The following is a 13,312-nucleotide window of genomic DNA, read 5'->3' as shown; positions in this document are numbered from 1 at the left end:
TACTCCTTAAAATAAGATTTAAACACATGCCTCCGGCGGCAAGGTGTGCCACCTTGAAAGCAGGTTGCGGATGCGTTTTGCCCCTCGTTCCTCGGGTCAAATCACATCCGCCTTTAAACGCAAAATTCATTTAAAAGGAATTTTTCAAACCTTTTTGTTAAGTTTTTTATAATCTTAGGCCCCGGAAAGACCGCCGGAGGCATAAGCTGAATAGTTACAAATGAGTTTACAAGTTTCCCCCACCTTGACACTGGAGCTTACAGGATGAGGCGATCTCAATTCTGGAGGCAGAGCCTCCGTGTCGCATTCCCAGGCAGAGCCTGGGAACGAAAGAGACCCTGATGCAGAAGATTGCCCCTTTCCATATTCAGCACGGGCGAAGCCCGTCAGGGAATGTGATGAGCCTGAGGAACGAAGGCGAAAGAGCATTCCCAAACCTAGGGTCCAGGGGATTTATCCCCTGGCCGCCGCAGGCCAGCTTTTAGCTCTTATGCCACCATCATTTTCACTTGATCCACTTGCCTGAAGAGACGGATCGCGTCCTTTTCCATGGCGTCCATGGCGTCCAGGACCGTCTCTTTGTCTTTGCCCGTCTCTTCGATGCGGCGGGTCAGCTCGTCGAGGCGTCCGATATAAACATGGAACCCTTCGGCGTGCCGTTCAAAAAGCTGATCGGCCAGGGCGTCGGCCAGTTTGTAGAGGTACCCCTCCTTGAGGGCTTCCTTGTAATCCCGGAGGTGCTGGCCCATGGACTCCAGTGCCTCTTTTCTCGTGCGGTTCATGCCGTCGGCAAGGGCTTTTTCACAGATGGCCGCGCGATCCTGGGGCGCTTTGTTCAGGAGGTTCCGGACAAAATTGATCACCGTGTAGGCCCCGAACCGCACCATGGCCTCGGCACGCACACGCAGGGAGTAGTCCAGGACGGTCGACACCGAAGGAAAACGGATACCCGACACCTTCCTGGCCGTCTCCATGTCCATGGAAGGAAGGCTGCAGGGGGCGGTCTCCCCCAGGGTGAGGCCCAGCTCTTCCACGGCCTGGCGGTAATCTCCCAGGGTGTCGTTGATCATCAGCCCGTAGGGGGCGGTGATCTTGTCAAGATCGGCCATGAGGGACTCTTCCAGCTCCCTGGCAAGGCCGATGATCTTGGGAGAGATCTCTTCGGTCAGGAACCGATCCATGTCCTGCCGAAAATCGCGGTGCAGAGCCCCCATGGCGCGAATAAAGGCGTCCTCGTCTTCGTCCTGTGTGGCATAGGTCCCGTAGTCCGGCGCGTACTGCCGGATATGGGTCATAACATCGGTTACCACCTGCCCTCTGGAGGCATCGAAAAAACGATCCACCCGGCCGGAGAGGTCTCCCTTCACTTTCTTCAGGGCCCCGTCCAGGGTACTTCGGATCATGGTCCTGACATGGGCCATCTTCTCCTGCTGGTGGGTCAGGCCCGATACAAGGCGAGAGGCGCTGTCCCGGTCCCGGGTAAGCATCTCCCGGTTGAGGCGGATCCACTGCTGCACCCCGCTTGCAATGACCATCTGGCGCTCGGCATGGTTGTTCAGGGCAATGAAGTACTTCTGCAGGGTGAGCTTCTCCTCCAGGGCCTTGATGAACCCCTCCATGCCGGAGACCGACGCGCTGCTGAAGGCCTCGTCCAGGCGCCACTGCTCCAACCGCATGCGGTCCCGCTGGGCGAGGGTCTCTTCCAGGGAGGTCAGGAGCTGGTACAGGGCCGATACCGTGTGGACCTCGGGCTCCGGGATCAGCAGTGAGAGCTCTTCGGTGATCTTGGCCACGATGGCCTCCATGTTCTCCACGGAGTCGTGCTCGGAAAAATCACAGTTCACCACAAAGGTGGTGTTCTCGGCGATGCCCATCTCCCGGATCATGGTCAGGAAGCGGATATCGGCCCGGCGAAGGCCGGTGCGGGAGCTGATGACGTACACCAGCAGGTCGGCATAAACCAGATAATCCTGGATCATGGAGAGGTGGAGGGGGTTGGGGGAATCGCTCCCCTGGCAATCGGCGATCTCCACCGAAGGGTCCCAGGAGACGGTGTCGATGGTGAGGCAGACATCCTTTAAGTAGACGGCCAGCACCTCATCCCCTGAGTAGTCCCGGTGGGAGGCAAAATCATCCCCTTCAAAGCGGCGGGTCACCGCGTCGGGGCGGATCATCCCCTCCATGCGCTCATACCCTTTGAGGTAGGAGGAGAGAAGCACCGTGTGGACATTGCGGGCGTCCTCGGTGATAAGCATGTCCCGGGAAAGCCCTTCGAGTCCTTCGGCCAGGGCGGCCCGGTGCCCCTCCTTACGCAGGTCAAAGGGCGTCTCCTCCACGGCGAGGTCCATGCCCGGCAGGAGTTCGGCGGCATGGGCAATCTCCCGGTTGATCTCGTCCCAGCTTTTGAAGGTAAGCTCCGAAGCCAGGGTCTCCCCGCAATGGATGCGGGTAACGATGGAGGTTACCACCCCGGCCCCCCGCTTGAGGTAATCCCCCTTGAACAACGAGTTCACAAAGGTGCTCTTGCCGGACTTGATGGGCCCCACCACGGCCACGCGGAAACTCTCATCCCCGATCTGGCGGTCGATGCCGTCCAGGGTCCTCTCCCACCGATCAAAGGTCCCGTCAGCCACGGGCATGGCCCCGGCCGCTTTTGAAAAAAGGGCCCTGAAGTCACGGCCCGCTTTAAGAATCTCCTCTTTCAGCTCCTTGTATCGCTTCATAAACACCTTAACCCGCATGATTGATAATTGTTACTGCCCACCAGCTATGGTCAAAACGGTCTTCTATGCTTAAAGACCCCGAACACCCTTATCCCCTGGAACGCCGCACTCCTGTGCGGCACGGGTAACGACGGACTAAAATGCCGCACCGGAGTGCGGCGCTCCGTTTGGACCGATTTTGTTTGGTTGCATGGGACCCGTCACGCAAGCCCTCCCCTTAAGGAACGAAGGGAGAGGGCTTTTGCAATCTGGGGCCCAAGGGTGAGGCCACAAATCCTTAGACGCCGGAGGCGCTTTTAGGACACCAGCTCATAGAACCGGTCCTCGTCGATAACCTCCACCCCTTTTTCCCTGGCTTTTTCCACCTTCTTGGCGCCCACATTGGCGCCGCACACCAGAAAATCGGTCTTGCCCGAAACCGAGGACTGAACCACGGCCCCGAGCTTTCGGGCCATCTCCTGCATCTCCTCCCGGCTTCCCCGCACCATCTTACCGGTGAAGACAACCCCTTTGCCGGAAAGGGGCGAATCCGAAGCGGACTCGGCCACCTCGGAGGCCAGGGGGGTGAATTCCAGCTGAAACCCGAGATCCAACATGTGACGGATGGTCTCACGGACGACGGCAAGGCCCGTGCCGATGTTTTCGCACTTGGCCCCTTTAAACCCCCTGATATCGGCGGCAAGGATCTCATCCCCCGTTTTCTCGATAAGTTCGGTGAGGGGAAAGACCGAAAGAAGGTTCCGGGCTTCGCTCTTGCCCAGGCTGCGGACCCCGAAGGCCGCCAGGAACCGCCAGTCTTCCACGGGCTCGGTGCGACTGATGCCCAGGGCGTTGTAAAGGTTTTCCGACTGCACCGGGCCAAAGCCCAGGGCCTGGAACTCCACGGTTTTCAGCTTGTAGATCTTCTCCAGGGTGTCGTAGCCCTTCTCCACCAGCTTCTGCACCGTCTTTTTGCCGAACCAGTCCGCGCTGCCCAGGGTCTTGAACCAGTGGACAATGCGCTGCTCGGCCTTGGCGCTGCACATGGGATTGACGCAGAGCAAGAACTTGTCGTCTTCTTCAAGGGGGGCGTCGCAGACAGGACAGGTCTCGGGAATAGAGACCTCCTCGGACGGGGTGAGGACCTTTTCAAGCTTGGGGATCACCTCCCCGCTTCGAATGATCTCGATCTCGGCACCGGGGCCAACACTCTCGGAGCGGAGGCGCTCCAGGTTGTGGGCCGTGACGCGTCGGATGGTGGCCCCGGAGACCTTCACCGGACTCACCTCCATCACCGGAGTGACCTTGCCGGTGCGGCCCACCTGCCAGGTAACGCTCTCCACAGTGGTGACGGCGCTCTCTCCACGGGTCTTGATGGCTATCTGCCAGCGGTGGTGGTGGCTGGTGGCGCCCATGTGGGTACGCAGGGCCTCGTCCGTGACCTCGGCCACCAGGCCATCCACCGGGTAATCTATCCCGCCCAAGACCTCCTCGCGGATGGAATCCATGGACTCGATCATCTCCGGGCCGCTGCCCGTCCATTTATTCAGCTCCGAATAAGGGACAAAGCGCACCGCCTTGTCTTCCAGGGCTTTCTGGGCGTGTTCGTTGAGGACATCCGAAGTGATGATCCCCACGACCATGTTGCGGGGATGTTCGAAGTGGTCTTTGAGGTTCTCTTCAAAATAAGAGAGGCTCATGACGATCTCGCCGAGCCCCTTGCCGCGCCCGCCCACGGGAATCACTCCCTTGGCCAGGGCGCTGCTGATCTCATAGCCTTCAAAGCCGTTGCCGCGGGTGGCAAACTCCGTGCCGTCGTCCCTGCCAGCCAGGCCGTCGAGTTTGGCCATGACCTGATAGCTCACGGAGGAGAGCCCGATCTCCAGGGCCGCTTTATCCACTCGATTAACAAAGCGCTCGAGTTCTTCGATTTTATACGCTTTTTCCGTGGAGAGCATGGGAACGGGATGTCGCACCTTTCCCTTGCCGTTAAAGGTCTCCGGTTCCACGGCCCCGAGGTAGGGGTGGGCCGGATTCATGGCTCGAAGGGCTTCCACCTTCTCGTCGTATTCCGCATCGGAAACCAGGGGCTCTCCGTTTCGATACGCCGCATTCAAACGCTTCAGCTCTTCAACGAGCCGTTCAATGTCATTCATAGAGTCCGTTCTATCGTGCAGGCCAGGTCAGCCAGTCATTTTTTATCATGTCGTTTTGGCCCCGCCTCCAAGGAGACGAGGCCGTGCGTACGGAACATTTTATCAGCCGTCCTGGGGTTGCCCCCAGCTTGATTGCCCGGCCATAAGGCTCACGGCCTCAAGGGTCCGTTTACGCCCCTCCTTGAAGGCCGGTGTCCCGAAGCCCTTGTTCCAGCTCAACCCGGAGACATCATCCGAGACCGTCATCAGCGCGGACATCTTGGCCTTGCGGTACCGGGCCGCGGTGAAAAAGGCCGAGGCCTCCATCTCCACGGCGATGGCTCCCAGGTCCTTGAACCGGTTGATCCGCTCCGGGGTCTCGCGGTACATGGCGTCGGTGGTCCAGGCCTTGCCCTCGGACACGGAAGTGCCGGCCCTCTCCAGGGTCTCCCGGACAAAGGCGGTCTGGGAAGCGGAAGGGGCCACGCAGTGCCCCACAGCCTCCACCCCGTAATGAAGCGACGTCCCCTCATCCACAAAGGCCCCGGTGAGGAGCAGTGTCTCCCCGATGCCGGGCTTGCCTGTCAGGGACCCGCACCATCCGGTAAACAGAAAATACTTACCGCCCCAGGCCACGAGGTTCTCCAGGAGCATCACGCCCTGGGGTGCCCCCATAAAGGGCCCTGCCACGGCGACATTACCGGTGCGAAACAACCGCATGGGCATGGGAACGCCTTTGACTTCCTTGGCGTCCAGGGTCCTGATCAATTCGGAAAAATCGGGCTGAGTGGCCACAAGGACCACCTTTTCGGGAATCTCCGGCCCTTCCGGGGGGGTCACAATGCCTGTTGTCATGGTTGCATCCTCCTTAATTTTCCGATCACGCCGTCACACGTGGCGTCCATCCGACACGTGCCTCAGTCTCACTATATAATAGATCGCTGAACGGCACCTTAGATTATTTAACGGATTCGCAATATTGCAGGAAACCAGCGGCACGTGCCCCGCCCCATGGAAAACGACGGCAGGATGCGCGGATTGGGGGGAGGCAACGCAAAAAGGGCGGCAATAGGTCATGGGACCCATTTGTCGGCGCCCCGGCACGGGGCGCCTGAATCAGTCAATGGCCCGCCGACAAACCGGCAGGCCTACAACCCGTTACCCCATGGGGTCAAGGTTGTTTTCCAGCTCGTCTTTGATATCGTCAATGATATCGTACAGAAAGCTGATGTCGCTGATGGAGAGGCGACCCGCCTTGGCGGGGGCTCGGTCGGTACCGTCCTTTTTCTTGAGGATTCGGGGGCCGATCTGCACCTTGGGCTCGCCTTTGTCGTACTGGTTGATGGAGACAAGAAGACCGGTGTCCTCGCATCGCCACTCTTTGAGTTTCTTATCCTTTTCCGGATCAAATCCAGCCATGGACTCCTCCATTTTTTTCTGTATACCGCTTTTTGCCTAAGCACAAAAACCGGATGGGTGGTGGTTTAGATAAAGGCCCCGTGGCCGATACGGGCGTACGTCCGCCCCTTTCAAAAAGGTACCGCGGGGCCTGTTGAGATCAAGCAGAGAGTTTGGAAAAATCAGCAATATCCCCGAAGAGCCCTGCAATACCGGCCAGGATGGCCAGGCGGTTGGCCCGGACATCGGGGTCTTCGGCCATGACCATGACGTCTTCAAAGAACCGGTCTACTGAAGGTCGAAGCCCGGCCACGGCGGTGAGAGCCTTGTCGTAGCCACCGACCTTGAGGGCGTCTTCCACCTCGGTGCGGGTGGCGGCAAAGGCGTTGACGAGCTCTTTTTCGCTCTCGTGTTCAAAAAGCGAGGTGTCCACGGCAGGAACGCCCCCGGAGAGGTCCGCTTTTTTGATGATGTTGACCACACGCTTGAAGGCTGCGGCCACGGCTTCGAAGTCTGCCTTCTCCTTAAGCTCGGAGAGGGCCTTCACACGCATCCAGATGTCCGGGACAACGTTGATGCCCACGGAGGTGACAGACGCCACAACGTCTTTGGCGTACCCCTCTTCAAAGAGAAGGTGATCGATGCGTCCACGGAAAAAATCGATGATGGCAGCAACGGTCTCGTCCGTGTTGACCTCGATGCGATCGGCATAGGCGGCAACGCCCTCTTCCAGCACGGGGCGCAGGGGAAAGGCGTACCCCATCTTCACCATGATCTGGGCAATGCCGATGGCCTGACGGCGCAGGGCATAGGGGTCGGCGCCCCCGGTGGGGATGAGGCCCGCTGCAAAGCAGCCGCAGAGGGTGTCGAGCTTGTCGGCCAGGGCCAGCAGAGCACCTTCTTCGGTCTGGGGAAGCTCCCCGCCGGAGTAGAGGGGCTTGTAGTGCTCCTGGATGGCGGCGGCCACGGCCGCGTCCTCCCCTGCCCTCTCGGCGTAGACACGACCCATGACACCCTGGAGCTTGGTGAACTCCACAACCATGTGGCTGACGAGGTCGGCCTTGCAAAGCTCAGCTGCACGGGTGGTGTGGGCCGCGGTATCGGCAGAGGCTTCGGCAACCCGGGCCAGGACGCCGGCCAGGTGACGGATGCGTCCCACCTTCTCGTGAACGGTGCCGAGCTTGGCCTGGAACAGCACACCTTTAAGGCGCTCCACCCAGGCATCGGGGGTCTCTTTGAGGTCCTGGTCGAAGAAGAATTTCGCATCGGCAAGACGGGCGCGCAGAACCTTTTCGTGGCCGCGGCGCACCAGGGAGAGATCCTTGACGCGGGTGTTGTTCACCACAAGGAAGGCGTTCTTGAGCTTGCCCGCCTCATCCACCACGGCAAAGTACTTCTGGTGCTCGCGCATGGAGGTGATGAGCACCTCGTCGGGCACGGCAAGGAAATCCTCGTCAAAGGTCCCGATGACCACCACCGGATACTCGATGAGGTTGGTGACGGTGTCGAAGAGCTCCTCATCGGGGAGCAGCACACCACCCGCCTCTTTGGCGGCTTCGGTTACCCGCTCCTTCACCATGACGCGTCGGGCGTCGAAATCTGCGATGACGTTGACCTTCTCCAGGATCTCCAGGTAGGCATCGGGGTTATCGATGGCCACGGGCCCGGGGTTCATGAAGCGGTGACCAAAGGAGGCATTTCCGCTGGTGACGTTGCCGAAGGAGAAGGGAATCACCGTCTCACCCAGGAGCGCTACGATGTTCTGGACGGGGCGCGCAAAGGTGACGGAGAGGTCGGCCCAGCGCATGGTCTTGGGAAAGGGCACCTTGTGGATCAGCTCGGGAAGGATCTCCGAGAGGACCTCCACCGAAGGCTTGACCTCTTCGGCCACGCTGGCACAGAGGTACCGCCCTTTTTTGGTCTCCTTGATCTGGATCTCGGACACGTCGATGCCCACCTTCTCCGCAAACTTCACGGCGGGCATCTTGGGAGTGCCGTCGGCGTCATAGCCCACGGACTCAGGGGGCCCGGTCACTTCGGTGGTCTCGGCTTTCTGGCCCTCGGCCACGCCTTTAACCATGACGGTGAGGCGACGGGGGGTGCCGTAGGTGGTCACCTCACCGGCGTCGATGCGGTTCTCTTTCAGCCTGTCGGCCACGGCCGCGGCTAAAAAGTCAAGGGCGGGCCGAATATACCCGGCAGGAATCTCTTCCGTTCCAATTTCAAAAAGTAAGGTCTTCATATCTCACCTGTATGTCGGCTGCGACGATGGTGCAGCAAAATCTGTCGTAAGGACGGGCCGGAGCCCGCACGGGGAACTCATCAGCCCTGCTGTTTCTTCAGCATGGGGAAACCGAGACGCTCCCGCTGCTCGATGTACCCGTGGGCGCAGATACGAGCCAGGTTTCGGATCCTGCCGATGTAACCGGTTCGCTCTGTGACGCTGATGGCCCCGCGGGCGTCGAGGAGGTTGAAAAGGTGCGAACACTTGATGCAGCACTCGTAGGCGGGCAGGACGATGCCCTGCTCGATGATGCGTTCGGCTTCTTTTTCATACTTCTTGAAGAGGTCGAGGAGCATGTCCACGTCGGCCACCTCAAAGTTGTAGGTGGACTGCTCCACCTCCTGCTGATGGAAGATATCCCCGTAGGTGAGGGTGTCGTTCCACTTAAGGTCGTAGACGCTGTCCACGCCCTGCAGGTACATGCAGATGCGCTCCAGGCCGTAGGTGAGCTCCACGGACACGGGCTTGACCTCTATGCTGCCCGCCATCTGGAAATAGGTAAACTGGGTTACCTCCATGCCGTCGAGCCACACCTCCCAGCCAAGGCCGGACGCCCCCAGGGTGGGCGACTCCCAGTCATCCTCCACAAAACGGATATCGTGGTCCATGGGGTCGATCCCCAGCACCTTGAGGCTGTTCAGGTAAAGTTCCTGGACGTTGTCGGGTGAGGGCTTCATCAGCACCTGGAACTGGTAGTAGTGCTGCAGGCGCATGGGGTTGTCGCCGTAGCGACCATCCGTGGGACGACGGGAAGCCTGGGCGTAGGCAACCTTCCAGGGCTCGGGCCCGAGGCACCTCAAAAGGGTCGCAGGATGAAAGGTCCCGGCCCCCACTTCAAGGTCTAAGGGCTGGCTCAGCACACAGCCGGTGCCCGCCCAGTATTTCTGCAACGCTAAAATCACATCCTGAAAATTCATCTTTTGATTCCTCAAATAACTCGGTGCCTGGAAAGACGCTTCCTTAAAAAACGGGTGTGGACCCACACCCCGCCCCTTTCACGGTCGTAAAGGTTTATATCCTGTGATGGCCTGCAAGGGCGCAGGGTATCGCGATGCGACACGCTATATAATGGGGTACCTCGCCACCGCAACACAACATGCGTGGAAAACGTCCGGATTACATCCCTTTGCTGCACGGTCATCTTATTTTAACCAAAGAAAACTACATGATAAGATAGCGATAGTCAATCAAAAGGCGCAGGGCATCCACCCCGTGCCGGGGCCTTCGCAAGGGCCCGGAAACACGAAAAAATAACTCATTGCACCCGGACAGGGGCCAAGGGTTTGAAAAGCTTGACAAAGGAGACGGGCACCCCTGTCCTCTGCGGCCCGGATTGTCAGGAAACAGGCGCCTCCCAGGCCTCGTCCCCCTCGGTGGCCACCCCGTGCCATGCCACGGCAGGCGGCAGGAGCTTTGCACCGGGAATCTCCGCGCAGATGGCCCCCCAGGCATCCCTCACGGCTGCCATGTCCCCGACCTCCCCCACGGCCCAGAGGCACCCGCCGCCACCGGCACCGGTGAAGCGGGCGCCGCAACCCAGGGCCACAGCGCTTTCCACCAGGCGCGTTCCCGTTTCGTCCAGCACATCCGGCGTCATGGACAGACGGATGCGTGTCTCGCGGTTCATGAGCTCTCCGGCCCGTCGCCACTGGCCCGCGGCCATGGCCTCGGCAAAGGCGTGGGTCAGCTCGATGATGCGAACCCACTCCGCCCTGTGGCGCCCGGCCAGAAACCCTTTGACCCATCGCCCGTTGACGTCCAGGGAATCATGGGGAATGCCGCAATAGGCCACCGCCATGTGAGCCGACGGCTCCGCGCCCCCGGCGTCGCACAGCTGCGTCCGCCGGTACCGCCCCTCCCCGTCCCAGTGCCAGAGGGAAACCCCGCCGAAGGCGGCGGCCATCTGGTCCTGGATCCCGCAGACAACGCCTGCCACGGCGCTCTCCACGGATTGCGCAATGCGGGCGGCGCGTTCCTTGAGGGCATGGCCGTCCTCCATGCCCTCAAGGGCGATGAGAAAGGCAGCGCACAGGGCCACCGCTGCAACGGAAGAGCCCCCCAGGGCGCTGCGGGGCGGCGAGGCCGAATCGATGTCAATGACCACCCCTGAAGCATCAAAATAGGCGGCGATGCCGAACATCAGACCCATGGGGTGATCAAAGGGGAGCTCCCTGGCAGGAAATTCGGCGGGTTCAAAGCCCCGGGAGGAGACGCGCACCCGCCCGGGGGTGTACGGCGCGATGCGAACCCGCGTCCGCAGGTCCAGGGCCAGGTTGAAGGTGACGGGATCCAGATGCCGCAACGGGAGATGAAAGGTGGCCAGATCAAGGGTCCCCCCCATATCCACCCGGCAGGGTGCGGAGGTCACGACGGTTGAAGAGATGGGACGGCCTGTGTCATGGGGCATGGCGGGATATCCTTTACATGGATCGGATTTTGGATAGATAAGAGAGGCTCTTGGGCTCTCGTCCCAGGTGCCGTGGCAGAAAACGTTCCATGAGGGCCAGGGCCTCTCGCTCTGTGTTGGGACTGAATCGCACCCGAAAGGCGCCCTCCAGCCCTTCATCCAGCACCCAGCGAAGCTGCTTCAGGGTCCCCACGGAGATGGCCATGCGATGGCGGGCCTCCCCCCGGCACTGCGGGCAGACCAGGCCCCCGCGATCCAGGTCGAAGAGCACCCGGTCCCCGGACGGGGTCTCCATGGAGGCGCCGCACCCGGCGCACTGGGCCAGGGACGGCGCAAAGCCGGCGATATCAAGGAAAAGCATCTGAAACAGGATACTGACACTCCCCGGAGATCTCCGGGAGTCGTTGAGGGCGCCCAGGGCGGACTCGAAAAGGGTAAAGAGGCGATTCTGAGGCACATCCTCTTCCAGCCACTGAATGGTCACCTCGGACCAGTAACCGGCATAGGCGGAGCGCAGATAGTCGGTACGGATGGATTCGTAAGGATCCAGAATAGAGGCCTCTTCCAGGTAAGGAAGGCCCCTTCCCTGGCGCACCACGATCTCCAGGAGGGTGGCAAGCTCCAGGACTCCGGAAAACCGCTTCACGCTCTTCTTGGCGTTCTTGGCAAAGGCACTCACCTTGCCCTTGTCCGGGGTGAGGAAGGTGAGGACCACATCGTGGTCCCCGTACTCCACCTTGCGGAGCAAAATAGCCCGGGCCTTCCGGATGATCACCTGGGGGACGAGAGCCATACCGGCCTAAAGCCCCAGGAGCTGGGTGGCAATCTTAAAATAGCAATAGACACTGATAATGTCGATGCTGGTGGTGACAAAGGGGCCCGTTGCAACGGCCGGGTCGATGTTGATGCGCCCGAACACCATGGGAACCAGGGAGCCCACCAGGGCGGCGATGGACATGGACGAGAGAACGGCCAGCCCCACGGAAACGGCGAGCATCATGGTGTTAATCTCCGAGCCGAACCGCACCTGGGCGGCAAGGGCGATGAGCCCCCCGTAGATGATGCCCAGGATCATGCCGATGCTGAGTTCCTTGCACACCACGTTCCTCAGGTCGTCGGCCACGAGACGCCCCGTGGCAAGGCCCCGCACCACAATGGTGGAGGACTGGGTGCCGATGTTCCCGCCCATCCCCATGATCACCGGGAGAAAGGCGGCCAGGTAGGTCACCTGCTTCAGGGTGTCTTCAAAGTGCCCGATGATGAAAAAGGCGAGGATCCCACCGATGCAGCTGGCAAAGAGCCAGGGCAGGCGGATGCGGGTACTGCTCACAATGGACTGGGTCTCCACGAACTCCTCGCCCACACCGGCCATCTTCAGCATGTCCTCGGTGGCCTCCTGGCGGAAAATGTCGATGACGTCGTCCACGGTGACGATCCCCATGAGGCGATTGTTGTCGTCCACAACGGGCACCGCCAGGATATCGTAGCGCGCCACGATCTTGGCCACCTCTTCCTGGTCCATGTCGGTGGTCACGGAGAAGATGTCCGTGGTCATGAAGTCCTTCAGGGGCGTGCCGGGCTTGACCACCACGAGCTGACGCAGGGAGACCACCCCCACAAGCCGTTCATGGTCGTCCACGACGTAAAGGTAAAAGGGCATCTCCACATCGGGGAAGTCCTTCTGAAGGGACTCGATGGCCTCCCGTGCGGTGATCTCTTCGGCAAGGGCCACAAAGTCCGGGACCATGATCCCGCCCGCGGTGTCGTCGTCGTAGCTGAGGAGGTCCTCCACCTCTTCGGACTCCTCGGTCTTCATCTTTTCGAGGACGGCGTCGGCCTTCTCTTTGGGCAGGTCTGCGATGAGGTCGGCCACGTCGTCTGCGGGCATGTGGTCGAAGACGTCCAGAAGCTCTTCCACCTCGATGGTCTCGATAAAGTCCGTGAAGGTGTACTCGCTGAGTTCACTCAGGAGCACCGCCCTCTGTTCGTAGTCCTCTATCATGTCGAAGAGCTTGCGCTGACTGTTGACCGAAAGGTTCCTGAAGACAACGGAGAGGTCCGCCGCGTGTGTCTTGTTGACGATCTTTTGAAGGTTGGTGAGGGCCCCGCGCCTCAAAAGCCGCTTGATGGTCTCTTCAAGAATTTTGTTCCTGTCTTCGCTCATGATAATCCTCCCCGCATGACAGGGCCCCAACGGCCCTGACGGCAGACAGGGCACGGTACTCCCCAAGGGCCCCACGAAACAAATCGGGGAACGCCCTTCGGGGCTGCCGTGTCCTGCTTCCAAGGCCCGACAAGATCAGAGGCGCTGTTGTCCTGATCGTGTCGGGGTCAAAAGGTTTCCCGCAATCTCAATGTGGCGGAGTAAAAACAAAAAAGCCGGCCT

The 13,312-nt window shown here is 60.3% G+C and carries 9 protein-coding genes; all 9 read right to left on the bottom strand.

Annotated elements, in window-relative coordinates; all coding sequences use genetic code 11:
* Positions 1–488: 488 nt before the first annotated feature.
* A complete protein-coding gene (locus ACOYW0_RS23840; RefSeq protein ID WP_482416225.1) occupies positions 489–2,723 on the bottom strand; it encodes a dynamin family protein in 2,235 nt (744 codons plus the stop codon).
* Between the two features lie 296 nt (positions 2,724–3,019).
* Positions 3,020–4,858, bottom strand: a complete 1,839-nt coding sequence (locus ACOYW0_RS23835; RefSeq protein ID WP_482416224.1) for a BRCT domain-containing protein — start codon at positions 4,856–4,858, stop codon at positions 3,020–3,022.
* A gap of 102 nt (positions 4,859–4,960) precedes the next feature.
* Positions 4,961–5,692, bottom strand: coding sequence for a nucleoside phosphorylase (locus ACOYW0_RS23830; RefSeq protein WP_482416223.1), 732 nt, complete (start codon positions 5,690–5,692; stop codon positions 4,961–4,963).
* 303 nt (positions 5,693–5,995) lie between these two features.
* Entirely contained in the window at positions 5,996–6,256 is a 261-nt protein-coding gene (locus ACOYW0_RS23825; RefSeq protein WP_482416222.1) for a hypothetical protein, read from the bottom strand.
* Between the two features lie 139 nt (positions 6,257–6,395).
* Complete coding sequence (glyS, locus tag ACOYW0_RS23820; RefSeq protein WP_482416221.1) at positions 6,396–8,477, bottom strand: glycine--tRNA ligase subunit beta; 2,082 nt, start codon at positions 8,475–8,477, stop codon at positions 6,396–6,398.
* A gap of 80 nt (positions 8,478–8,557) precedes the next feature.
* Complete coding sequence (glyQ, locus tag ACOYW0_RS23815) at positions 8,558–9,436, bottom strand: glycine--tRNA ligase subunit alpha (protein ID WP_180144824.1); 879 nt, start codon at positions 9,434–9,436, stop codon at positions 8,558–8,560.
* Between the two features lie 419 nt (positions 9,437–9,855).
* The gene (locus ACOYW0_RS23810; protein WP_482416220.1) at positions 9,856–10,926 is read right to left on the bottom strand and encodes a GHMP family kinase ATP-binding protein; all 1,071 of its coding nucleotides are present in this window, start codon (positions 10,924–10,926) and stop codon (positions 9,856–9,858) included.
* Between the two features lie 13 nt (positions 10,927–10,939).
* Entirely contained in the window at positions 10,940–11,719 is a 780-nt protein-coding gene (gene recO / locus ACOYW0_RS23805; protein ID WP_482416219.1) for a DNA repair protein RecO, read from the bottom strand.
* Positions 11,720–11,725: 6 nt separating this feature from the next.
* Positions 11,726–13,090, bottom strand: coding sequence for a magnesium transporter (mgtE, locus tag ACOYW0_RS23800; protein ID WP_482416218.1), 1,365 nt, complete (start codon positions 13,088–13,090; stop codon positions 11,726–11,728).
* Between the last annotated feature and the right edge of the window lie 222 nt (positions 13,091–13,312).

This window comes from Desulfoluna sp. HI9BLuna (genome assembly GCF_056829775.1).
Note: the sequence above shows the minus strand (reverse complement) of the source record. Positions and strands in the feature narration are given on the sequence as shown.